Origin of the sequence: Pseudomonas sp. GM48 (assembly GCF_000282335.1) — a bacterium.
Lineage (GTDB): Bacteria > Pseudomonadota > Gammaproteobacteria > Pseudomonadales > Pseudomonadaceae > Aquipseudomonas.
Genome location: NZ_AKJM01000073.1, coordinates 1 through 24429, shown reverse-complemented (window position 1 = coordinate 24429; position 24429 = coordinate 1). Strand labels below are relative to the sequence as shown.

The 24429-nt window shown below is 57.7% G+C and carries 22 protein-coding genes; 8 read left to right on the top strand and 14 right to left on the bottom strand.

The genetic code is table 11. The features are described 5' to 3' along the window. Positions 1-159 precede the first annotated feature (159 nt). Positions 160-375, bottom strand: coding sequence for a hypothetical protein (locus tag PMI28_RS15495; RefSeq protein WP_007986577.1), 216 nt, complete (start codon positions 373-375; stop codon positions 160-162). Positions 376-530: 155 nt separating this feature from the next. Next, positions 531-1304: a ParA family protein gene (locus tag PMI28_RS15500; RefSeq protein ID WP_007986574.1), complete on the bottom strand. Its 774-nt coding sequence runs from the start codon at positions 1302-1304 to the stop codon at positions 531-533. Positions 1305-1624: 320 nt separating this feature from the next. Between PMI28_RS15500 and PMI28_RS15505 the strand changes: the two genes are divergently transcribed. Further along, a complete protein-coding gene (locus PMI28_RS15505) occupies positions 1625-2797 on the top strand; it encodes a DUF1624 domain-containing protein (RefSeq protein WP_007986572.1) in 1173 nt (390 codons plus the stop codon). 283 nt (positions 2798-3080) lie between these two features. Here PMI28_RS15505 and PMI28_RS15510 read toward each other — a convergent pair whose 3' ends face one another. The 5 genes from PMI28_RS15510 to treP all read right to left on the bottom strand — a co-directional run bounded on the left by PMI28_RS15510 (position 3081) and on the right by treP (position 10517). Next, positions 3081-3392, bottom strand: a complete 312-nt coding sequence (locus tag PMI28_RS15510; protein ID WP_007986570.1) for a PTS transporter subunit EIIB — start codon at positions 3390-3392, stop codon at positions 3081-3083. A 2-nt stretch (positions 3393-3394) separates the two neighbouring features. Beyond that, entirely contained in the window at positions 3395-5929 is a 2535-nt protein-coding gene (gene ptsP / locus PMI28_RS15515) for a phosphoenolpyruvate--protein phosphotransferase (protein ID WP_007986568.1), read from the bottom strand. A gap of 61 nt (positions 5930-5990) precedes the next feature. Then, positions 5991-7214: a maltoporin gene (locus PMI28_RS15520; protein WP_007986565.1), complete on the bottom strand. Its 1224-nt coding sequence runs from the start codon at positions 7212-7214 to the stop codon at positions 5991-5993. A 94-nt stretch (positions 7215-7308) separates the two neighbouring features. Further along, positions 7309-8958: an alpha,alpha-phosphotrehalase gene (treC, locus tag PMI28_RS15525; protein ID WP_007986563.1), complete on the bottom strand. Its 1650-nt coding sequence runs from the start codon at positions 8956-8958 to the stop codon at positions 7309-7311. A 116-nt stretch (positions 8959-9074) separates the two neighbouring features. Then, on the bottom strand, positions 9075-10517 hold the full coding sequence (gene treP / locus PMI28_RS15530; RefSeq protein WP_007986561.1) for a PTS system trehalose-specific EIIBC component: 1443 nt from the start codon (positions 10515-10517) through the stop codon (positions 9075-9077). A gap of 227 nt (positions 10518-10744) precedes the next feature. Between treP and treR the strand changes: the two genes are divergently transcribed. Then, positions 10745-11449, top strand: a complete 705-nt coding sequence (gene treR, locus PMI28_RS15535) for a trehalose operon repressor (RefSeq protein ID WP_007986558.1) — start codon at positions 10745-10747, stop codon at positions 11447-11449. Between the two features lie 130 nt (positions 11450-11579). Here the strand turns inward: treR and PMI28_RS15540 are convergent, their stop codons facing one another. Further along, entirely contained in the window at positions 11580-12332 is a 753-nt protein-coding gene (locus PMI28_RS15540; protein WP_033063307.1) for a tetratricopeptide repeat protein, read from the bottom strand. A gap of 317 nt (positions 12333-12649) precedes the next feature. On the opposite strand from PMI28_RS15540, the gene PMI28_RS31075 reads away from it, so the two are divergent. From PMI28_RS31075 to PMI28_RS15550, 3 genes are all read left to right on the top strand, one after another. Further along, positions 12650-13048, top strand: a complete 399-nt coding sequence (locus PMI28_RS31075) for a hypothetical protein (RefSeq protein WP_238540689.1) — start codon at positions 12650-12652, stop codon at positions 13046-13048. Positions 13049-13280: 232 nt separating this feature from the next. Continuing rightward, a complete protein-coding gene (locus PMI28_RS15545; RefSeq protein WP_007986555.1) occupies positions 13281-14708 on the top strand; it encodes a GGDEF domain-containing protein in 1428 nt (475 codons plus the stop codon). 32 nt (positions 14709-14740) lie between these two features. After that, positions 14741-15226 carry a DUF6130 family protein gene (locus PMI28_RS15550; protein ID WP_007986552.1) on the top strand — a complete coding sequence of 162 codons (486 nt, stop codon included), beginning with the start codon at positions 14741-14743 and terminating at the stop codon, positions 15224-15226. Positions 15227-15233: 7 nt separating this feature from the next. On the opposite strand, the gene PMI28_RS15555 is transcribed toward PMI28_RS15550, so the two are convergent. Continuing rightward, entirely contained in the window at positions 15234-16229 is a 996-nt protein-coding gene (locus PMI28_RS15555; RefSeq protein ID WP_007986549.1) for a carbon-nitrogen hydrolase family protein, read from the bottom strand. A gap of 397 nt (positions 16230-16626) precedes the next feature. On the opposite strand from PMI28_RS15555, the gene PMI28_RS15560 reads away from it, so the two are divergent. Both PMI28_RS15560 and puuE read left to right on the top strand, forming a co-directional pair. After that, positions 16627-17499, top strand: coding sequence for a GNAT family N-acetyltransferase (locus PMI28_RS15560; protein ID WP_007986548.1), 873 nt, complete (start codon positions 16627-16629; stop codon positions 17497-17499). Then, positions 17499-18392, top strand: coding sequence for an allantoinase PuuE (gene puuE, locus PMI28_RS15565; RefSeq protein ID WP_007986547.1), 894 nt, complete (start codon positions 17499-17501; stop codon positions 18390-18392). The genes PMI28_RS15560 and puuE overlap by 1 nt, the downstream gene beginning before the upstream one ends. 154 nt (positions 18393-18546) lie before the next feature. Here the strand turns inward: puuE and PMI28_RS15570 are convergent, their stop codons facing one another. After that, entirely contained in the window at positions 18547-20205 is a 1659-nt protein-coding gene (locus PMI28_RS15570; RefSeq protein ID WP_007986546.1) for an arylsulfatase, read from the bottom strand. A 390-nt stretch (positions 20206-20595) separates the two neighbouring features. On the opposite strand from PMI28_RS15570, the gene PMI28_RS15575 reads away from it, so the two are divergent. Then, complete coding sequence (locus PMI28_RS15575) at positions 20596-21375, top strand: hypothetical protein (protein ID WP_086805305.1); 780 nt, start codon at positions 20596-20598, stop codon at positions 21373-21375. A 102-nt stretch (positions 21376-21477) separates the two neighbouring features. Here the strand turns inward: PMI28_RS15575 and PMI28_RS15580 are convergent, their stop codons facing one another. From PMI28_RS15580 to PMI28_RS15595, 4 genes are all read right to left on the bottom strand, one after another. Continuing rightward, entirely contained in the window at positions 21478-22368 is an 891-nt protein-coding gene (locus PMI28_RS15580) for an HAD family hydrolase (RefSeq protein ID WP_238540687.1), read from the bottom strand. Positions 22369-22619: 251 nt separating this feature from the next. Then, the gene (locus PMI28_RS15585; RefSeq protein ID WP_007986542.1) at positions 22620-23078 is read right to left on the bottom strand and encodes a glycine zipper 2TM domain-containing protein; all 459 of its coding nucleotides are present in this window, start codon (positions 23076-23078) and stop codon (positions 22620-22622) included. Positions 23079-23092: 14 nt separating this feature from the next. Next, entirely contained in the window at positions 23093-23521 is a 429-nt protein-coding gene (locus PMI28_RS15590) for a hypothetical protein (protein ID WP_007986540.1), read from the bottom strand. Between the two features lie 64 nt (positions 23522-23585). Then, the gene (locus PMI28_RS15595) at positions 23586-24263 is read right to left on the bottom strand and encodes a DUF3313 domain-containing protein (protein WP_007986538.1); all 678 of its coding nucleotides are present in this window, start codon (positions 24261-24263) and stop codon (positions 23586-23588) included. Between the last annotated feature and the right edge of the window lie 166 nt (positions 24264-24429).

Here is a 24429-nt window from a genome sequence, read left to right as displayed (position 1 = left end):
ACAGGTTTTTTCTCCGCGCTCGCGCTTTGTTCATCCTCTTTAAACTCGATTAAAAACCGCCGCCGAGCCACTTTCGCATGATGGGCGCATGACGACGGCCATTCCCTTTACCAGCATCGCTTCCACTATATTCGGGGTTTAACTGACTGGCATCGCGGGTCACGCGAGCTTGATGGCTCCGCCCTGGATATCGTCCCGCGCCATTCGCAAGTCATTGGCGTCTTGGTTGAGCCGATGAATCAGGTTGAGCATTCGTTGGCGCAATACCTCATCTTGAAGCTGCTCGGCAGCACGCATCACCTCAAGCGCTGCTGCCTCATTGTTGCTGGCAACGGCGTCCAGCAGTTTGCGCATACTTCTTGATGGCCGATTCATTTCCAACCCTCCCAGGTTTCAGTGACGCGAATCATATGGCCGGAATGTTTCGTCAGTGTTTCAGCTGTACAAACTGGCCTTGAATCACCGGCGCCGGCAGATCTGACACTGGCTGAAGGGGCGATTACGCTTGTAGCGACCCTTCTGTGATGAAGCTAAGCGGCCCGCTCCAGGGCATCCAGCAAGCCAGCAAACTCCAGCGAAAGCTTATGGCGCGGGGCCAAATGGACGATGGGAACTGACACTTCGTGAGATTCACGCATCTTGACGGAGCTGCTCAGGTAAACCGGCAGAACAGGCAAACCTTCGGCCAACAGCTCATTCACAAGAGATTGGTGCAGGCTGGTATGCCCGGTGAACTGGTTGACCACCACCCCTTCCACTTTCAGTGATTCATTGTGATCAAGACGTAGCTCTTCTACCTGTGCGATGACACGGTACATCGCCTGACGTGAAAAGCTGCCGCAATCGAATGGAATCAGCAACCGATCTGCTGCCACCAGTGCACTGAACGTATAGAAGTTCAGTGAAGGAGGCGTATCGATATAGATGCGCTCATAATCCTCGGACAACTCAACCAGTAACTTGCGCAGCTTGTTGATCTTGAATTTACTCTCCAGTTTTGACTGGAGGTCTGACAGTTCAGGGCTGGCGGTCACCAGGTGAAGGTTGTCGTAGTGGGTCTCGGTGATGGCCACTCGATTTCTTCTGCCTTCGAAGCCGCTGGACAGTGTTTGTTTGAAAAAGTCGGCTATGCCGGCGGGAATGTGCTCGTTGATCAAGCCCGTGAGGTAGTGAGTCGAGTTGGCCTGGGGATCGAGGTCAACCAGCAGCGTTCGGTAACCTTCGGCAGCACTGACGGCGGCAAGATTACAGGCAATGCTGGATTTTCCAACGCCCCCTTTCTGATTGAATACGACACGACGCATGCGGCTTGCTCATCCATGAAAAAGGCCAAAGGCCAGCTGAGGTAAAGTGTAAGAGGTCGTTTCAATTCTATGACCGTAACATTACAGTTTTACGACATAGATCAGTCAAAGCGACGGACTAGAGCGTTTGACTGCCAACGCAAGGTGGCAGCAAAGGACTCATACGGATGAGCAATCCCCCGGGTTTGCCAGTGACGCCGGAATGAGCTGACCCATTGGAATGTCTTCGAAATAGAGATGAGTGATATGTTATAACGAATGTGAATTCGAACTGCCGGTTATCACTGGCAGAGCCATCCACTCCCTGCTTGCGACATTCGATGACAGCTACCACTCATATCCCGCCCATCACAAACCTGAACCAGCGCCTACTGTCCATCGATGCGCTAAGGGGATTGGTAATCCTCCTTATGCTGTTGGATCACGTGCGCGAAACGTTCTTTTTGCACCGTCAAGTAACAGACCCAATGGACATCGACTCCACTGAACCGGCGCTATTTATCAGCCGTACACTCGCCCATTTATGTGCGCCAGTGTTCGTACTGCTGACTGGACTCTCCGCTTACCTTTATGGCCAAAAACATCAGGGTAAGCGCGATGTGTCAGCCTTTTTATTCAAGCGCGGTCTATTCCTGGTGCTACTGGAGTTCAGCCTGGTGAACTTCGCCTGGACATTTCAGTTCCCGCCTACAGTGATTTACATGCAGGTGATCTGGGCCATTGGCGTATGCATGATTGCCCTGGCCGGACTGGTTTGGTTGCCTAAAGCTATTCTGTGCTCACTGGGCCTGGTGATCGTGGCAGGGCACAATCTGCTGGATAATGTGCACTTCTCGACAGGTTCGCCAATACATATACCTTGGGCGATTCTGCATGATCGCGGCTGGATCGTTTTCTCCGACAGCTTGCGTCTGCGCACCTCCTACCCGGTGCTTCCGTGGATCGGTGTGATCGTCCTTGGATTCAGTATCGGCCCTTGGTTTGCCAGCCAGGTTTTGGCCGAAAAGCGTCAGCGCACTCTGCTACTTGCAGGGGCCGGGACATTGATCGGATTTGCCGCCCTGCGAGCAGTCAACGGTTATGGCGAGGCCCACTGGGTAACCCATGAAGGCATCACACAAACCCTAATGAGTTACTTCAACATTACAAAATACCCGCCCTCCCTGCTGTTCCTTTGTCTGACTCTGGGAGTCGGTTTGTTACTGCTGCGTGCCTTGGAGCGGGCTCAACAACGCAAGTGGGTCAATACATTGGCAGTATTTGGCGCGGCGCCGATGTTCTTCTACTTGCTCCACCTTTACGTACTGAAAGCGCTGTATCTGATCAGCGTGGCATTGTTCGGGTTGAACCAAGGCAATTTTTTCGGTTACGACAGCATTTGGGCTGTGTGGCTGACAGCGCTCATCCTGGCTTTAGTTCTGTATTTACCAGTGCACTGGTTCTCGGCATTGAAGGCACGCCGTCGCGATATCGGATGGCTCAAATACTTCTGACTGGGCCATTCTCTTAATGACAACGGGCCCTTGGAGGGCCCGTGTACTTATCAAGATAAGCTCATTTCCTCGCTCCCCCTTCGGAGATGCTCGCAGATTGGTGTGTACCAAGTCTTGTTCAATGACCGGGTACTGCTACCGAGAAAGTCCTGGCACTACAGCTTGCCGCGCCTTTGGCCGTGATGATGGGCGTGCTGACCAGCAGTGCGCGGATTTGTCGGTGTGAGTGTTTGCATCCACCAGAGGTTTCACCTCGCTCCGCACGCCCGGTCATCTAAGCGGATCACGCGCAGACAGTCGGTCCCACCTTGGGCACTGGCATTAATACATGCACCACGCCATCCGCCAGCACCATCACCCCCGGCACACCCGCCGCACGCAAGGCCTGTTCGTCCAGTCGGGTTACATCATGCAACTGGACCCGCACTCGCGTTATCGCAATGTGCTGTTGCGACGCCAGGTTATCCAGCCCTCCCAGTGCGGCGATCACACTCGACGGCAGGTCAGTAGAAAGCAGAGCAGTCACCTTCGGCTCATCCACCAGCAGATCCGGGGTCAATGCCTTCCAGAACGCCCGTTGCATTTTCTCGAACATGTTTAGTTCTCCAACACCTGTGAAGTTTCGACCATCGCCTGCTGCTGCAAAGACAAGACCTCGCGGACCTGCTCTGCACTCTCCAGCCCAAGTACCTGATGCGCGACAGCCTGACAGTCGCTGAGCTCGACCTCGCGAATCGCGGCCTTGATCGCCGGAATCAGCGGCACGCTGACCGACAATTCATCCACCCCTAGCCCTAGCAACAGCGGCACCGCCAGAGTCTCCGAAGCCAGCGCGCCACACACCCCGACCCACTTGCCATGGGCATGGGCGGCCTTCACGGTGCTGGCGATCAGACGCAATACCGAGGGGTGAAAACTGTCGGCCTGGCTGGCAAGGCGTGGGTGATCACGGTCCATGGCCAGGGTGTATTGGGTCAGGTCGTTGGTGCCGATGGAGAAGAAGTCCACCTCGGGGGCAAACAGGTCCGCCATCAATGCTGCAGACGGGACTTCGATCATGATGCCCAGTTTCGGCAGCTCCTTGAGCCCGAGCGCCAGCGCCTCTTCTTCCAGCATCTGCCGCGCCAGGCGCAGCTCCGACAACTGGCTGACCATCGGCAGCATGATGTGCAGCCGGGCCAGACCGGCGCTGCTCAGAATCGCCTGAAGTTGTTCGCGCAACAGCTGCGGACGCTCCAGGCACAAGCGAATCCCGCGGATGCCTAGAAACGGATTGGCCTCGCTGTCCATTGGCACATAGGCCAGCGGTTTGTCGCCGCCGACATCCAGCGTACGCACTACCAGATTGCGCTGCGGACCCAACGTGCGGGCAATGGCGCTGTAGATGCTGGCCTGTTCATCAAGGCTCGGCGCCAGACTGCGCTGCTGATACAAAAACTCCGAACGCAGCAGGCCGACACCTTCAGCCCCGAGGTTCATGGCCTGCTCGGTTTCGGCCAGCGAAGCGACGTTGGCCGTGACCTCGAAGTGATGACCATCACGGGTGCAGGCCGCCTGCGAAGCCTGCTCGAGTTCGTGCAGATGCCGTTGCCGTTGCTGCTGAAGTTTGGCGTGCAGCTGTTCGATAGCCGACGCCGCCGGGTCTACGTGTAATTCGCCCTTGTCCGCATCGAGCAACACCCGAGTGCCACTGGCCAGCGACAGCACCTGAATCGGCAAACCACACACCGCCGGCAAACCCAGGGCCCGGGCAAGTATTGCCACATGGCTGGTGGCACCGCCGCCCACGGTGGCGAAACCCAACACCTTGTCGGTATCCAGGGCAGCGGTCTGCGACGGTGTCAGTTGTTCGGCAATCAAAATCGCCTGATCCGGCAACTCCCAGATACCGTCCGGCACCCCAAGAATCAGCTTGAGCACACGCTGGCCGACATCCATCAGGTCCAACGCCCGCTCGGCCAACAACGTATTGCCCAGCGACTTGAACAGCGTAGCGGTGGCTTCAGTTGCACTGTTCCAGGCAAACGCCGCGCTCTTGCCCTCGGCAATCAGGGCCTGAGCTTGTTCCAGCAGACTCGGGTCTTCCAGTAACTCCTGATGTGCCTTGAAGATATCCCCCTGCGCCTTACCTTGCGCGTTGTCGCGCAAGTGTTGCAGTGCCTGCGTCGCGCGGGTCAGCGCACGCTCCAGCGACTCACGCTCCAGAAACTGATCCGCGGCAAACTCAGGCACCTCCGGGGCGCGCTCAGCCACCTGCACCACGTGCCCAAAGGCCGTCCCCCCCGAAGCACAAACACCGCGCAACAGCTTCGTCGACACCTCCTGCGCCTGAACTACCGGCGCTACGACCGCCAACGCCGTCACGGCCTCACCGCAGCCATCCGCCAGTAGTTGGGTCAGCGTGCGGATTGCCAATTCGGCATCCTCTCCCACCGCGCTGACCTGCAGCGCATCGCCGTGAACCGTCTGCAACGCCATGATCGCCACCAGGGACTTGGCGTTGGCGCTGTCCTGCTGCTTGTGCAGACAAATACTTGCCGTAAAACCTTTCGCCGCCTGCGCAAAAATCGCCGCCGGTCGTGCGTGCAGACCATTGGGGTTAGGCAGACGGACCGGTTTGGAGAACAGCGCTTCGCCCTCCTCCTGCGCAACACTGGACCGCGGATCGCCAAGGCTCAGGCGTAATACGGGCTGCGCGCACGCCACCAGACCATTGTCCGGTGTCAGCAGGCTGAAGGGCTCGCCACTGACCAGCAGCATCAAGGTCAACAGGCTGCGGGCATGCAGGGCTACATAGTCGGCATCGAACTCGATCAACGGCTGTCCGGCCTCAACACGCTGGCCCTGCTCGACCAAGGCGCTGAACCCCTTACCCGCCAGGTTCACGGTGTCCAGACCAATGTGCAGCAACACCTGTACGCCGCTGTCATCGGTGATGCTGATCGCATGGCCACTGTGTTGAAGATTGCTGACCACGCCGGCCAACGGCGCGCAAAGGGTCTGCGAGGTCGGATCGATGCACAGGCCGTCGCCGATCACCCGGCTGGCGAACACCGGATCCGGCACGTGATCAAGTGGCACCAGCACCCCGGACAGCGGCGCCAGCAATTGCAATGGTTGGGTTATGGTCATGACTTCACCTGCGGTTTTGTTCTTTGAAGTGCCGATGGAGCGCGAGCTCCGACAGCATCGCTTATTTCCACCAGTACTCGACTTGCAATCCGACGTTCGCACCATGCAGCGCCGTGCCGAACGCGCCGGTATCGGACAACGCTGAACCTTGTGCCAGTTCATTGGCCGCACGCTTGGCCGCTTCGTTCCAGCTGGCATAGGTGTAGTACAAACGCACCTCGGGACGTTCCCAGAATCCCGGGCCATTTGGCGACCAGGTCGGGACAAAGGAGAATTTACTCAACTTGCGCGTACCTCCTGAGGCCTCGACCTGATCGTGTCCCAGCTCGGTCACCAACTTGAATTGGTCGGTGATCGCGTAAGCCGGGCGAACGCCCAGGGAGATCCAGTTCTGGCCGTTGCCGTCCGGGCGGATATCCTTCTGATAGACCGCTTCGACCTGGCCACCAAAACGCGGTGTCACTTGCCAGTCGAAGAACTCCACCAGCCGGTAGCTCTTGTTGCTGTCGTCCAGGCCCACATCGCCGGTATAACCCAACCCGGTACCAGGCCCTTCGCCGTATTGCAGCGCCAGTTTGTTCTTACCGCCGAGGAAGTTTTTCTGCACATGCTGGGCAGTGATTGCCCAACCTGCGTGCGCATCGCTACGGTCAGGTTTTTCGATGTAACTCAGGCCAAACTCCAGTTCACCGCCGGGGTTGGTTTGAAAACCCGCGACGTTGAAATCCTGCCGGGTGACATAATCTTTCTGGTACAGGTTGTCCTTGCGCGAAAAGGCGTAGCTGTATTTCAGGTCGCCGATCTTCACATCCTCGATACCACCACCCGTGGCGCTCTGGTTCCAGTAGTAGAAGTCGGAAATATGGATGTCGTTTCGTTTGTAGTAGCGACGACCGGCCCACAACGAACCGCCATTGAGACTCGGCAAGTTCGACCATTGTGCGTACATCTGCGGCATGCGCACCGAACCGTTATCACCGTTGAACGTCAGGTCTTTGTCGTATTGGTTGTACAACGAGGCCATGCCGTCGACGCTCAGCACCGAGCCGTCGTCCAGGGTGTACAAGTCCTGACGCAACTCCAGCTCCGCGTACTGCTCGCATTCGTTGCCCAAGCGGTATTTCGACTGGGCACCCTGCAGTTGAAAACACTGCTGAGAACCGCTGTTGACCGAGGTCCCGACGCCGCTGCGCAAGTAACCGGCGAACTCCAAAGCCTGGGCCGAGAACGGCAACATCAGACACACGCACGATGTTGCAAGGTTGCGGTTAATTGTTGTTTTCAAGAGCCGCCTCATTATTTTTATTGTGCTCATCCGGCAAAATCTGCGCGCAAGAAACCCCGCGCAGTGCTCTGCGAGTTGTTTGAAGATGGTTTTTTTAGTGGTTGGTCAGGTGCAGGACGAACGACTCGTACGGCCGCAGAAACAGCTGTCGACTACGTGTCTCACAATCCGGGAAATTGCTAATCACCAGGCGTTGCAACATGCAGTCGGTGATTACCCGCTCCGGCAACTCGACTTCACACGCTGTGCCATAGAAGTTATTCACCACCAGCAACCGCTCGCCTTCGCCTTCACGCAGGTACACCCAGACCTGCGGGTGCGCGGGTAAGAGCTGGCGATACACGCCGTCCTGAATCAGCGGTTCGCTGCGGCGCAGGGCAATCAACTGGCGATAGTGGTGCAGCACCGAAGTCGTGTCGTCGAGTTGGTTTTCGACGTTGATCTGCGTGGCGTTGGCCGGCACGCCAATCCATGGTTCGGCACTGCTGAAACCGGCATTGGGTTGCGTGTTCCAGTGCATCGGGGTGCGACTGTTGTCACGGGATTTCTGCATGATCGCGCTCATGCTCGACGCATCGGACTCCCCGGCATCACGCTTGAGCCGGAAAATGTTCAGCGTCTCGACATCGCGGTACTGCTCGATGCTCTCAAACCCCGGGTTGGTCATGCCCAACTCTTCACCCTGATAGATGAACGGCGTGCCCTGTAGAAAATGCAGCGCGGTGCCGAGCATCTTCGCCGACACCACGCGGTGTTCGCCGTCATCACCAAACCGCGAAACCACTCGCGGCTGATCGTGATTACACCAGAACAGTGCATTCCAGCCGCCACCGGCCTGCATGCCGGTCTGCCAGTCGGAAAGGATGCGCTTGAGTTCGAGGAAGTCGAAGTCAGCACGAACCCACTTCTGCAAGTTCGGGTAATCAACTTTCAGGTGATGAAAGTTGAAGGTCATCGACAGCTCTTTCGAGTCCGGCCGCGAGTAACGAATGCAATGTTCCAGGTTGGTGGAAGACATCTCGCCGACGTTGATCAGGTCATGGCCTTCGAAGACTTCACGGTGCATTTCCTGCAAGTAGTCGTGCACGTTCGGGCCATCGGTGTAGAAGCGCCGACCATCGGTGTTGTCCTCGGGAAAGTCTGCTGGCTTGGAGATCAGGTTGATCACGTCCAGGCGGAAACCGCCCACGCCCTTGTCACGCCAGAAGCGCATCATCTTGAAGACTTCAGCGCGCACCTGCGGGTTATCCCAGTTCAGGTCGGCTTGAGTGTGGTCGAACAGGTGCAGGTAGTACTGACCGGTTTGCGCCTCGTATTCCCAGGCGGAACCACCGAACTTGGATTCCCAGTTGTTCGGCTGATCACGCCAGATGTAGAAGTCACGGTACGGGTTATCAAGGCTGCTGCGCGCTTGCTGAAACCAGATGTGCTCGACGGAAGTGTGGTTGACCACAATATCGAGCATCAGCTTGATGCCCCGCCTGCCGGCCTCGGCGATCAGCAACTCGCAGTCAGCCATGGTCCCGTAGCTTGGATCGATAGCGTAGTAGTCGCTGATGTCGTACCCGTTGTCGCGCTGGGGCGAACGCAGGAACGGGGTAATCCACAGACAATCGACACCCAGCCATTGCAGGTAATCGAGCTTGGCCACCACCCCGAGCAGATCGCCCGTGGGGTTGCCGGCGTGGCTGTGAAAACTCTTCGGGTAGATCTGGTAGATCACCGAACGCTGCCAGTCTTGCATGGCGGATTCCTTTAATAAGTTTTGCTGTGTCTGGTCTGGCTTCTTCGCGGGCAAACCCGCTCCCACAGGGCTACGCATTGAAAATGTGGGAGCGGGCTTGCCCGCGAATGGATCTATCAGGCGACTCGATATCCAGGCCGGACAATCTTCATGCTCAAGCCACAGGTCAAAACGAACGGCACAACCATGGCGATGACCATCCCGACCACGAACATCGGGATGTATTGCGGGATGATCGAGATGAAACCGGGCAAACCACCGACACCGATCGCCGAGGCCTGAACCTTGTTCAGCGACAGAAACATGCAGCCCAGCGCCGAGCCGATCAACGCTGCGTAGAACGGAAACTTGTAGCGCAGGTTGACGCCGAACATGGCCGGTTCGGTGATGCCGAAATAGGCGGAAATCGCTGAGGTCGAGGCCATGCTTTTATCCCGCGCACTGCGGGTCATGTAGAACACCCCGAGTGCCGCGCTGCCTTGTGCGAGGTTGGACATGACGATCATCGGCCAGATGAAGGTGCCGCCCTGAGTGGAAATAAGCTGTAAGTCGACGGCGAGGAACATGTGGTGCATGCCGGTGATCACCAGCGGCGCATACAGCAGACCGAAAATCGCCCCGCCGACCATAGGCGCCAAGTCGAATAAGGTCACCACGCCTTCGGTGATCAGAATCCCCAGGTGACGGGTCACCGGACCGATCACGGCCAGGGCCAACACCCCGGTGACGACGATCGTGGTAATCGGCACCACCAGCAGTTGAATGGCATTGGGTACCCGCGCCCGCAGCCATTTTTCAATGACGCTCATGACGTAGGCGGCCAGCAGGATCGGCAGAATCTGCCCTTGGTAGCCGACCTTCTCGATCTTGAACCAGCCAAAAATATCGAAATACGGCAGGCTCTGGCCGTCGAGCCCGGCCACCGCCTTGCCGTAGTTCCAGGCGTTGAGCAGGTCCGGGTGAACCAGCATCAGGCCAAGCACGATGCCAAGGATTTCACTGCCGCCAAAGCGTTTGGCTGCCGACCAGCCGACCAGCGCCGGGAGGAAAACGAACGAGGTGTTGGCCATCAGATTGATCAAGCTCCAGACACCGTCCAGTGTCGGGTAAGCCTCAAGCAGGGTCTTGCTGGCAATGAACATGCCTTTGGCGCCGATCAGGTTATTCACTCCCATCAACAGGCCAGCAATGATCAGCGCCGGTAAAATCGGCATGAACACATCGGAGAACACCCGCACCAGACGCTGCATGGCATTGGTTTTATCAGCGCCCTTTTGTTTCACGTCGGCGATGGTCGACGCAGCAAGCCCCGTCTGCTCGCGCAGCGCGGCATAGACCTTCTCGACCTCGCCAGGACCGATGACGACTTGAAACAGTCCGCCCGTGAAAAACGAGCCTTTGACCAGGTCGACCTGATTCAGCGTCGTACTGTTGACCCGCTGTGGGTCTTTGAGGGCCAGGCGCAGGCGCGTGACGCAATGTGCGGCCTGTTCAAGGTTGTCAGCACCACCGAGGCTATGAAGCAGCTCGCTGGCGATAGTCGCGTAATCGTGGCTCATGCTTTTCCATCCACTGTGTTTTTTGTTGTTTGGCAGCACACCGAAGCGAAAAATACTCGTCTGTACGAGTTAAAGCAACAACTCGTACAGACGAGTTTGATTTTTTTATCCACGTCCCGCCCAACGGCGATGTTTCTGACAGCCAGGACTACCCCGCCATTTGTGCAATAGACAAACCCTCACGCGTTCCCTAAGGTTCCTCCCTTGAGCACAACGCAGCCATTCCCATGAGCAAATACAACCAGATCTACAGCGATCTGCTTACCAGCATCACCACCGAACGACTGGAACGCGGTGCCCGACTGCCTTCCGAAACCGAGTTGATGGAGAGTTACCGGGCCAGTCGCGGTACCGTGCGCCAAGCCATAGAACTGCTTCAGGAACGCGGTTTCGCGCAAAAAATTCACGGTAAAGGCACCTTCGTGCTGTCGCCCAATCCGATCGAATTCCAGCTAGGCGGCATCGTCAGTTTCCAGGAAACCCACCCAAGGCTGGGCAATGACGTCAGCACCGAGGTGGTGGCGTTCGAGCAATTCCCCCTGCAAGGTGCCTTGCGTGAACACCTGAAAGCGGAAGAAGGTAGCCTGATCACGCGGATCAAACGCGTGCGTCGGATCGATGGCAAACGGGTCATCCTCGACATCAACCACTTCGTCGCCGATCTCATTCCGGGGCTGAATTGCGAGATTGCCGAGCATTCGATCTATGCCTTCATCGAACAGACACTGCACCTGCAAATCAGCTACGCCCAGCGCACCATCGAAGCCGTACCGCGAGGCAAGGACGACCAGCAGCACCTTGATCTTGAGGGGCAGAGCCATGTGATCGTGGTCAGCAACCAGACCTTTTTGCAGGACGGCCGGCAGTTCGAGTACACCGAGTCGAGGCATACCCTGGACAAGTTTTATTTTTCGGACGTGGCTAGACGATGAAAGCATCCGCAGCTGGCTCACGCTGCGGCGGATGCAGAGCCCTGACATGAAAAAACCCGGAAGGTCCGAACGATAGTTTCTGTACTACGCGAGCGGCCTCGACGCCTGACCGTGAATGACACGCAGAAACTCAACCGCGCACCAGGTAGGCCCCTGACGGAACCCGGTCTCGCAGTTTCTTGCATTTGCCGGGTGCGGGCTGATGCCCCGGCGGACGATCAGGAAACCAGATCCGGCATTTACCTGGAGGCGGTAAATGGCCGCGGGGAATCTCAACCTCATCGTGCGCAGGCTCTGGCTCGACGGAAGCCATTTGCAACTCTCCTTCGGGCCGAGGCCTGCCAGCCGTCGGTGAATCCAATACCCGGTCTGCCTTTGCGCGGGCGAAGCTGCCAGTGTCCTGTGTGGATTGTTCAGCAACGCCCTTTTCTGCTTCGTGGCGCCACTGGGCTTGCTCATCCTGCCCCTTCTGTACTGCGACCGGGTTTCCTGTGGTTTGGGGCGGGGTACCCGAAGACTGGGCCTGCTGCGCCGCCTGGATCAATTGGAAGTTACGGTTGCGTAGTTCGACGTTGCGACCAACCCGCATGTTCGAGCGCGCCGCCAGGGTTTCAGCCTGCTGGTACTGCCCCTGCTGAAGACGCAACACACCGAGGTAATGCAGCGTCGCAGGATTATTCGGCTGAATATGCAGGGCACGTTCCAGCGTCGCAGCGGCTTGGTCCAACTGGCCATTTTCATATTGCCGCGAGGCGGTTTCGATCAGGGTGGTGGATGCGTTGTTACTTTGCGCTGGCACTCTCCGCTCGGCAGCAACCGAAGAAAGCGACGCGAAGGCGCAGAGCGCCATGAGGAGACCCGGTAGTAAACTTTTTGTTGGCATCAGGGGTGGACTCGACTGATCTCGGACGGCACTGCCGTAAAACAGGCCACCAGCGCTGTTCGGCATTTCCGATACAGGGCCCCTATCGACCTGGCCAGCGACCTGAAGTTCCTGCTGCAACGACCGTCGCACCAGCATCATTTTCCAAAAGACCGCTCAGTGACGCCGTTGGCTATTTAAGCAGCGGCCCCCTAGAACTTTTCCTTATTTATCGGTCTATGTGGACAGGCACATTCGCTCGGTGAGCGCCCCCCCACACGGGTTCCCGCGGCCAGATGGTCACACGTCAAAATGTCAATCAGAGGTAGTCTTCGTTCATGAAATTCCATGACCCACGGATGGTGCTCTTCGGCCTGTTCGCGTTCGCGGCAGTGGGCTCGGCATCAGCAACACAGATGAAGACCTCAACCCCTGTTTTCGCAACTGAAGTCGCAGTAGTTCAGGTTCCGGTCCACGATGCCGGCAACCCTTGGCCGACCTTGGTCAGTACGGCCGGCAAGCAGCCAGGGCCGTTGCTTGTCCATGACGACCGGTACTGGCATGACGGCCATTGGCACGATCGTAGAGACGATTGGCGCCGAGACGACTGGCGTAGAGATAACTGGCGTAGAGAGCAAGCCCGCCGAGAAGCAGAACGCCATCGTTATTGGGAGCGCCACCAGGATCGGGCCATGCGGTACCGCTACGAGGACGATCGCCGCTACTATCGTCGCTAGCACTAGCTAATCATAGGCCGATGAAACCAACGAGACATTCGTCATTAGCTAACTGCGTTCGCGTGAGCATTTTTACCGGCTTCTGCAGCAGAAATTGGTAAGGAGTCTAATATTGAAATGCCAAAGATCGCTCCATCCCATGTTTGCGTAATGTAGCGAGAGACCGTTGGCATGCAGGCGGCGCCAACACCCGACCGGTGCTGGCTTAATGGATTCAACCCTGGAGGGAACCATGAGCAACCTCATCGCCACTGGCGAGCCACCTGAAGCCGTTCGCCTCATAGTCAAGGTTTACGCCTTCTTGCTGCTCGCAGGTTTTGCGCTTGTTCCCGCCTATCTGATTGGCTACTTATACTTCTTTCAGGACCCCACGCTTATATTCGAGAATCACCTGTTCCATATAGTTGCGATCACGGCAGCCACCTTGGCGGGCTCGTTTGTTACTTACGTAACGTGGCGCTGCTATCAATCATCGGGAGATGCGCTACTGCGATGGATGACGCTTGGTTTTCTCGGTTTTGTCCTGATCTACGCGTTGCACGGTGCGTTCACTGGGCAAGCACACCACAATATCTGGCTTTTCCTGCTTTATGGGCCGGCCTCTCGACTGGTCATGTCGATTCTGTTGTTAGTCGGAATGCTGTCGTACCACCGTCCACCGGATGCCGCGGACCAACGAATGAAGGCCCGCTCCTGGTTGATCTGGATAGGACTGTTCCTGCTGGTTGACGCGGCAGTGGCGTACGTCGCGAATACGCCGATCGCCGGCAATCTCGCGGTGCGCCTCTCGATGGAAGGTGGCGCCCTCGTTCTTTCCACATTGACCGTGACAATGCTCCTGCTGCGCCGTATCCGTTCGCCGCTGATGATGATTTTTGTCATCTCGGTCACCGCGTTCGCGCTGTCATCTCTGGCCTTCATCCTTGCACGCCCGTGGAACCATATGTGGTGGCTCGCTCATGCGATCTTCGCCGGTGGATTCTTCATGTTGAGCTATGGGGTAGTGCAAGCGTTCCTCACCACACGGTCGTTCTCGAAAATTTACAGCCAAGAGGAGTTGATGGTGCGTCTTGCCGAATCGATGGCGTATACCGAGAGCGCCCTGCAGGAACTCCAGCGCGCCAATCAAGAGCTTGGACACCTTGCAGCGACCGATCCACTGACAGGCGCTGATAATCGGCGTCGGTTCATGGAGCGGGTCGAAGTCGAAATTGGCCGGACACTACGCGGCGGTGCACCGTTCTCCGTTTTGGCACTCGATCTGGATAATTTCAAGTCCATCAACGATCGCTTCGGGCATCAGGTTGGCGATGACATCCTGAAGAGTTTCGTGGAGATATGCCTCGATTCGATCCGGCCGTATGACGGCGTAGCCCGAGTCGGCGGGGAAGAATTCATGATACTGCTGCCTCAAACTTCACTTGAAGGCGCGCACGTAATCGCTGAACGTCTGCGCAGCACCGTTGCTGATAATTCTTTTCATGGCCTGCAGCGGTCAACCACGGTCACAGTGAGCATCGGCGTATCGCAATCCGGCCGCGACGGCGACACCATCGGGGCAATTCTGCGTACAGCCGATCAACGCCTGTATCACGCTAAACACGAAGGTCGTAACCGTGTGGTCGCTACCATCAAAACCAGCCTTCAATCTCTGCCCTGACTATCGTCTCGAAGTTGCTGGGAGAAAACACCATGTCCCTCGCTCTCAGAAATCTATTCGCCCTTGCTTTGGGTGTGTTCTTTTGCACAGCAGCGTGCGGTCAAGGGGCAGCAGACCCCGATCACCCGCCGGCAATACTTCCATTGGAATCCGAGACAGCGCCAAAACTCATTGCCTATCCGCCGCTTGCCGAGCCGCTCGCTCGCGGGGTCGTCATTATCCAGTATCGAACAGAGCACGCCAGGATCATGCCGGTATTTGGTAAAGCGGCTGCTGATGTATCACCACGTCTCGGCCACCTTCACGTGACCGTCGACGACTGGAAAGGTACATGGGCGCATACCAGTGAAGACCCGATTATCCTGGTCGGACTGAAACCCGGCACTCACAAAATTCTACTTGAAGTGGCCGACCCGACTCACAAAATCCTCACCAGTACGACAGTGAGCTTTATAGTTCCGGAGAAGAAATCAACGGACGCCCCTCACATTGACGATGGTCATGCGGTAAAACCATAACTGCTGTTCACAACACAGTTGTGGCGCGCGGCTCGTCCGCGCCCTGCTCCGCGCTCGTTGCGGCCTGCCCGGTGCGTTCGTGAATGTGCGCGGTCGGCGTGCGGTCGATCAGGAGACTGAGTAATTCCGGACGATTGTAGTGACCGGCCGAGTCCATCAACATCTTGCGGCGATCGATCAGCGTGAAATCCAGATCGGCAATGACCTCACCTTCACCAGACCGCAATGGTTCGCCCAGCAGCATGCCGTCGGGTGCCACGATCGCGGTGAAGCAACCGCCCGAGATCGGACCGATCTCGCAGCCGGTGTCCTTCATGATTTGCGCCTGCTGATCGGCGTCCAGCCAGGCCGTTGCATTCACGACGAAGCACCCGGACTCCAGGGCATGCTGGCGAATATTGATTTCCATCCTTTGGGCAAACCCTTCGCCGAAGGCAGAACCCGGGTACATGGCTGAATGGATCTGCTCGCCGTCAGCAATCAACGCATAGCGCGCCAGCGGATTGTTGTGTTCAAAGCACGCCAACTGACCAATGCGGCCGATCTTGCTGTCGACGGCGCATAAGCCCGACCCGTCGCCCTGCCCCCAGATCATGCGCTCGAAATGGGTAGGCGTGATCTTGCGGCGGCGCTGGATCAGCGTGCCGTCGGCGTCGAAGAGCAATTGTGTGTTGTACAGGGTTCCACCGTCACGCTCATTGACGCCGATGGACACCACCATGCCCGCCTTGCGCGCAGCCTCGCCAATCGCGTCGGTCGCGGGGGACGGAACCGTCACGGCCTGCTCGAGCAGCTTCAGATACTCGGTTCCGGCCAACAGCTGCATGGGCGTCTGAACTGCCGAAAAGTACGGGTAGTACGGCACCACGGTCTCCGGGAAGGTGGCGAACTGCACCCCCTGCTGGCCAAGCTCGAGGATCTTCTGCACGACCTTTTCGACGGTTGCCTCACGGTTGTAGAGAACAGGGCTTATCTGAACTGCGGCGGCTTTGACGATTTTCATTGCAAACTCCTTGACTGGTAAGGACATCTCGATGCTCACCTCACCAGCCGCTTCGTGTTGAATGTCTAAAGTCACGCTCGACCTAATGTTGCATGTGCAAATACCGTGTGGTGCGAGCCCAACTCCCGATGACCGTATTCGAACGCCCGGATGTATCCCGCATGTGTCGGGGAAGGTGTTTTTTGTTCGCACGTGTTTCGAGATGTACTGCAGATACATTGCAATACAAAGAGGCGCCGCGGTCTGTCTGATACATCGCGTCGTCTGCATCGCGGGCAGGCCCGGCTCCTGCAGATGACATGACGAGCTGGATCAATACTCGGGTTGAAGCTATACCGAAAGGGTTCAGAGTGGGCATGAGCCACACGCTCGATTAGCGACTGAGGAGAACTTCGCGGTGTCGAATCAGCTGGTCATACGCAACATGACCCGTCCCGAACTGGACGAGCTCGTCGGTTGGGCTGCCCGTGAGGGTTGGAATCCCGGCCTTCACGATGCCGAGCTGTTCTGGGCCACGGACCCTGCCGCCTTTATCGCGGCGTCCCGGGGCGGCGAGTTGATCGGCGGCGGTGCCATCACCTCCTACAATGGCGAATTCGGTTTCATGGGCTTTTTCATCGTCCGGCCTGAATATCGCGGTCAGGGTCTGGGCAATACCCTCTGGCACGCACGCCGCGAGCGACTCCTCGCCCGCCTGCGCCCAGGCGCGAGCATCGGCATGGACGGCGTCTTCGCGATGCAGGACTACTACGCCAAGGGTGGTTTCGCTTTCTCCCATCGCAACCTGCGTTTTCGTGCCGAGATCACCGAACGCCCGGCGACCTCGCAGGCAGACGACCTGGAGATCGTCCCGTTGGCCACCTTCCCGTTCGATCAGGTGGTCGATTACGACCGCACCTGCTTCCCCGCCGCTCGCGCAACCTTTCTGAGTGGATGGATAACCCAAGCCGATGCACTCGCCGTGGGTTGCCGGCGCGAAGGCAGGCTTAGCGGCTATGGCGTAATAAGGCGCTGCCGGGAAGGCTGCAAGATTGGCCCCTTGTTCGCCGATGACGCCCTGGCGGCCAATGCCCTCTACGCGCACCTGGCGGAATTTGCGCAGGGTGGCCCGCTGTTTCTCGATGCCCCGGAGAATAACCCCGCCGCCATGGCGCTCGTGCGCCAACAGGGCATGACCGAGGTGTTCGGCTGCGCACGCATGTACCTCGGCCCTCCTCCAGCGATCGCGCACGAACGTGTGTTCGGCGTCACGACCTTCGAGCTCGGCTGATGTCCGCTCGCGACCTCATCGGTTATGGCGGCCGCCCACCCCACCCGCGATGGCCCGATGAGGCGCGCGTCGCGGTCCAGTTCGTACTCAACATCGAAGAAGGTGCGGAATCATGCATCCTCAATGGCGATGCGCAGTCGGAGGCCTGGCTTCACGAGCTACCGGGCCGTCCACCGCGTGTGGGGGAACCGGACTTGAGCGTCGAGGGCATGTACGAATACGGATCGCGCGCAGGTGTGTGGCGCATTCTGGACCTGTTCAGCGCCCGAGGCCTGCCGCTGACCGCCTTCGCCGTCGGCCGGGCACTGGAACTCACCCCGGCGATTGGCCATGCGCTCTGTGCGGCCGGGCATGAGATTGCCGGGCATGGCTACCGTTGGCTGGACTATCGCGACATGCCTGAAGACCAGGAGCGGCGCCATATCCAACTCACCCTCGACGTGATCAAGCAGATCTGCGGTAAACGCCCCGTAGGTTGGTACACAGGAAGGGTCAGCCAGAACACCCGCCGCCTGTTGCGTGAGGAAGGCGGGTTTCTCTATAGCTCAGACGCCTACAACGATGACCTGCCCTATTGGCTCCCAGGCTCGCCCGCCCACCTGGTGATCCCTTACACGCTGGTCAACAACGACGCCCGCTATCTGCTGCCGAACGGTTTCGCCTGCGGTGAAGACTTCTTCCGGCTGCTCAAGGATGCTTTCGACCTGCTGTGGCAGGAAGGCGCGCAACACCCGAAGATGATGAGCGTCGGCCTGCATGGGCGGATCAGTGGCCATCCCGGTCGAGCGATGGCGCTGGCGCGTTTTCTCGATTACGTGCAAGGCCACGACGCGGTGTGGATCTGCCGGCGCGAAGAGATTGCCAGGCACTGGATAGCCCAATTCCCCGCCTGAGTGGCAAGTGGTCCGGATTCTGCGCGTTTCTAACAGGTTTCGAAGGCCACTGAATTCGCGCCGCTTTCCGTTAGGATCTCGAACTGCCGACTGCGCGCAAACGTCAAATTGAAGTGGCGACCCCGGATGAGGCCGCCATTTTTCGGCTGATTGATCAGTTGCCGGCTGGCATCGGCAGGTTAATGCCTTCTTTTTTCAGGACTTCACGCACGGATTGGAATTTCTGGTACTGCGACAGTTCGATCGGCCCGTCGTAGCCCATGCTTTGCAATTTGCGTGGTGGATAATCGACGTAGGTCTTCATCAGTTTCATGATCGCGCCCGTAATCGGCACCATCGTCCAGGTGCGCTCGGTAAAGTTGTTCATGAAGAGGTCATAGCGTTCTTGCGGGTCTTGCCACAAGTCAAAGACCTGCGGCACGGTGGCCACATATTTTTCTGCGCCTTTCCAGCCCAGGTTAGAGTCCACCGCCAGACCACCGGTCTGCGCGCCATCATCGCCGCGCAGGTTGAACACGGCCTTATAGTTCCCGACACGGGCCGCACCCGGGGACAATTCGTTCTCGGTAAAATAGAACCACTCCTTGCGCGGCGAAGGGGCACTACCGGTGAGTACCGGCGTCATGTCGTAGCTGTCGAAGATGATCGGCTGACCTTCACGATCTTTCTCGGGCAGCTTCACGCCAGCCACAGAGGCGAACGTCGCCATCAAATCCAGGCCACCGAGAATCTCGTGATTTTTCGTGTCCGGCTTGATCTTGTCTGGCCAGACGGCAATGGCTGGTACCCGGTTACCGCCCTCACGCACCGTGCCTTTTGTCCCACGGAACGGGGTGTAGCCGGCATCCGGATAAACGTCCTGCCAGGCGCCGTTGTCAGTGGTGTAAACCACCAGCGTGTTCTTATCCAGGCCCAGCGCCTTGAGCTTGTCCATGATGCGGCCAATATGGGTATCGAGTTCGACGATGGAGTCGGCGTACTTGGACTTGGACATGGACTTATGAACGAACTCCGGAGCCGGCATGTTCGGTTGGTGGACTTTCATGAAGTTGACGTTGATGAAAAACGGCTTGTCGGATTTGGCCGCCGTGTCGAGAAACTCAAGTGCAGCTTTTTCGACATAGTTGTCAAAGAACGGAATGCCGACCACGCCGGGTTTACCGTCTACGACAGGCGTGTCGACGTACTGGCCATTGACCTTGAATTCTTCGATCGGTTTTTCACCCGCCTTGCCGGACAACGCGCCCTTGGTCACCTTTTGAAACATCGCGCGGGTTTCCGGGTCCATGTCGGGGAACCATGTCGGGTCGGCATAGGTGTAGGCATTGAGGTGGTACAGGCCGACGTATTTCATCACGTCATAACCTTGTGCATTGGGCAGCGCGTAGTCGGCTTCGCCCAAATGCCATTTACCGGTGAAGTAGGTGTCGTAACCACCGGTTTTCAGCACCGATGCCAGCGTCCACTCGGCTGCCGGCAAGCCACCGCCCTGGCCCTGGAAGGCCACGGTAGTCATGCCGCTACGATTGGGGATCCGCCCGGTTTGCATGGCCGCCCGGCCAGGCGTGCAGCTCGGCTGGGCATAAAAAGAGTAAAAAGTGACGCCTTCTGCCGCCAACTCATCGATTTTGGGCGTGGGCATGCCGCGCCCGATCCCACCTCCGTAGGGACCCAGATCGCCGTAGCCCGTATCGTCGGAGACGATAAACAGAATATTGGTCTTTTCCGTTTGAGCCGCATGGGCAAGTCCGTTCAATGACAAAAGCGCAGCAAACACGATAGATAACCTGAAACGATCCGATAGCTGTTCCATACCAGAACTCCTCGCTATTTCATGGTGTTGGCAACCGGGTGATGAGTGCACATCAACATTGACCCTTGGTGCATTGACCACCGAGTAATTAGCCTAGGTACTGCGTACAGAATCATTTCCCCCTTAATTGCATGACCATGCACGGGTTAAGGCGCACGAAAGAGTCTAGTGCGGTTTTTCCAGTTGACGTGATAATTGTCCGGGCCGCATCTACTGCCCTTTATCCAATCTGAACACGCTTCAACAACCTGATCTAAGCTCAACCGCGCCAGGGTTAACTCTCAGCCTCAGTCTTACAGTAGCGTCGCGGTGGTCCAGACTTTCAATTCCCGAGAAAGGAGCAGGCAAATGAACAAAGGCTTCCAACTTGCCCGTTTTATTGCCTTGGCGATGGTATGGTCTGAATCTGGCGTCGCTGCCGATGCCGATAGCCAGGCGGAGTTAGCCAAACAATCCCTGAACCCGGTCGCCGCGCTATACAGTTTGCCGATTCAATACAACTGGAACCAAAAACTCGGACCCAGTGGTGAGGGCTATCAGAGCGTCACCAACATCCAGCCGGTGCTGCCCTTCAGTCTCAACGAGGAGTGGAACCTCATCTCCCGCACCATCCTGCCCGTCATCGATCAGCATGGTCTGGTCCCCGGCGGGATTGCCGACAAATCAGGTGTGGGAGACACCACGCAAAGCTTCTTTTTTTCACCCAAGCAGCCCACCGCCAGCGGTTGGATCTGGGGCGCAGGCCCGGCCATATTGGTGCCCACCGGCAGCGATGATCTGCTGAGCAGCGAGCAATGGGGGTTGGGGCCGACGGTGGTGGCGCTCAAACAAAGCAATGGTTGGACTCGCGGCATTCTGGCCAACCATATCTGGTCGCTGGAAGACAGCCCGCCGGATGACAAAGACAAGGTCAATCAGACGTTTCTGCAACCGTTCTTCAGCTTTACCACCCATACCTACACCACGTTTGGCATCAATACCGAGTCCACCTACGATTGGCAGACCAGGCAGTGGTCTGTGCCGATCAATCTTTTCGTTACCCAATTGTTCAAGGTGGGTCACCAGCCCATGAGCCTGCAGGCGGGGCCGCGCTACTGGGTCGAAAGTCCGGACAATGGCGCCGAAGGCTGGGGGTTTCGGGTAGCGTTTACGCTGTTGTTTCCCAAGTGAGGTGATGAAACAGCACGTTCAAGTGGCTGCTTTTGGCCGGATAGAGACGGATTGGTTGCGACCGGCGCTGGTGGATTTAATCTGCGTCTGAATGCCGGCTATTCACTCGAATGCAAATACCTTTTTCCAGTCGTTCTTCATGCTGATGACCGTCCAACCGTCTCTCTTTGCCTGATCATAGAGTGACTGAGTAAAGGCGCCTACCTTGGTATCGGGCAACGCTTGAGCCGGGCCGTAGGCGTATTCGCGCTTGGCGTCGTCATGCAGCACTAGCATTACCAGTCGCGCGCCCTGGCCGGCCTTGGTGTACTCCAGCATTTGCTTGTCACCGGTGGAGTTGCCGAAGGCTGCGTTCGGCTGGCGGCCGGTCATCAGGTAAATGTTCTCTGGCTTGCCTGCATCGTTGTCGTTGAGCACGATCTTGGGCTGCTTGATCAACTGCGGCTTACCGCTCTTGTCGTAGCCATACTCAGTTGCGCCGGCACTACCGACGACCTGTTCTGATGGCACGCCATAGACCTCCTCGGAATAGGTGCGAACGAAGTCCTGACCACCTCCGGTGACAATGTAAGTCTTGTAGCCATTGTCACGCAGGTATTGCATGACTTCCTTCATCGGCTGATACGTCAGCTCGGTGAAAGGACGCTTCCAGCGAGGGTCCCGGGCTTCGGCCAGCCAGGCATGGACTTGTTGCTTGAACTCACCCGTGGGCATGCCGCTCAGAGTCACCATGGCAATTTTCAGATAGTCATCGAGGGTCAGTTTTGCCATAGCGGCACGGTCACCCGACAGCACAGTCTTGAAGGGTTCGACGCTGGCCAGCTCCGGCTTTGCCTTGACCACCGCAGGAACGCGGCTCAGGCAATAAAACAATTGGCTATAGGCCGGATGTTCGACCCACAGTGTGCCGTCCTGGTCGAAGGTTGCGATGCGTTCGGCTGGCGACACGAACTGGTTACCACCTTCCTGGGTTGTCGCCTTGACGAACTCCATTATCGCCTGCTTGGCCGCACCTTCATTCCATGATGGCAAGGGATCTGCGGCCCATGCGGCGGTCGTTACAATGAAACTCAGGCCTAGTACGGCAAGCGACGGACCATAACGCCGTGCAGCAAAACCATAAGGGCGAATCGGAGACGTAGCGGCGTTCCATGCACATTTCCCCAAGCCTGAAAGCTTCATGAGGTGCACCTCTGTGTTGAATTTGTTTGACTCGATTAGGAGTCTCGGGGCCTGACCGGCCCTTAACCGCCCTGCGGTAGCACCCGGGCATTATTCCCCGAGCCCTCGATGTAAACGTTCATGCCTTTACCCAGGGCTGGGTTGATCGGCTGAGTCACCGATACCAGCACGCCACTTTTTACCCGCACGATGACCTGTTGCGCCGCGACGGGCTGGTCATACTTTTTCTTCTCCGCATAGTTACCGCCAACCGCACCGGCGAGTGCGCCAGCGACCATGGCGACGTCGCGCCCGGTGCCACTGCCGATCAGGCTGCCGATACCAAGTCCGCCCATGCCTCCGAGTACGGCGCCGACACCACTGTCGTGATTGGTCTTCATCTGCGTCAGCGATATCTGCTCGATCTTGCCCGAGCGAATCTCCATTTCACCGGCACCACCGTCGTTTGACCCCACGGCGGCGCAGGCACTGATCAATACAGTCGCCAACGTCACCGTCAGCCAAGTCAAGATAGCTTTCATTGCTGTTTACCTCGTCATTGGTATTTGATGGCAATGCCTTTCAGCTTGCGCCCTTGGATCGTATCGATGTTGCGGCTCCACAAAGGACCGGTTACGTAAGCGGCGACGGGTTGAATCCGGTCGTAAACCACCACCACCGCGTCTGCACCCAGTTTGGCACCCTCTTCACGCAGCTTCTGTTCGACCTGGGTGATGGGGGGCGCCGGGTCGACCGTGGCATCAATCAGGATTTCGCCCAAACGCACATTGGGTCGCGTCGGTTCTGTACGTAATATCTGGACTTCGCCGGGTAGGGTCGGAGCGGGATGTTCGACTCCGACGTAAGCGGTCGTCTGCGCATCCACTGACGCGCAGGCGCTTAAAGCAAGCACGCTGGCGATGAACGCTGCGAGGCGTAAGGGCCTCTGCCATCTTGAGAGTCGAAGCAGTGCACGGGAAGCCATGTCAGCGATTCCTCTACTAAGGGGCGATCCAACTGCCAACGTCTATTGGCGGCTGGTTCAGGGTTCAACTGCGGATGAATGCCCAGAGATCGGCGTTCAACTTGTCGATCGCCGCCTTGAAATCCTGGGCGGTGATTTTCTGACTTTCGTTGGAAAGCTGCTTGCCGAATACCTTGCGCACGACCCTGGCCACGGTCTGGTTATCTTTCGCGTCGATGAGCTCGGCCTCGATATACAGTTCGGTGTCCTGATCACGGTGACCGGTGGCAGCCTGTGTCGCCCCGACGACAGCCGCGATGGGCACCACTTCATACCATTTCATCCCCTCGTTCGAAGCGCTTACACCGGTAATGGCTGCGCGCAAGATCAAGGTTTTCGAGCCCTTTGACGCAGCGCTCGCACGGGAGACCATCCGGTATTTCTGCCCCAGTGTCGCCTTGACCTTGTTGGTCATGTAGTCCTGGATATCATTGAGTGTCTGCTGATTGACCCGCTCATTGGGCTTGGGCGCCGGGTACAGTTCCAGTCGGTCGAACGCTACCGTGTCATAGGCGTTGGGGTTCCATGAGGGGCTCACCCAGCGCATTGCCGTGCCGCCGCTCGGCGTCTGGACTTCCTGCAGGTTGTTGTAGTTGGACAGGTAACCGGAGTACTGCTCCATTTCGGTGACTTTCGAGGTGCAACCACCGAGTAGAAGCCCGGCCACCGCGGCACCGATGAGCAAGTTTCGGGACAGATTCATGATGCTGTGTGCTCCTTGGCTGAAGTCGGTTTTGTGTGGCAAGACACTCAAAAGCGCCAGGTCATGTTCCCGGTCACGGCTTGTATCCAGGCGCTGTCGAATTGACCGGAAATTCGATCGCCCGATGCGGACTTGCTCTGGTCCACCGGCATGTCGCCGAGCCAGA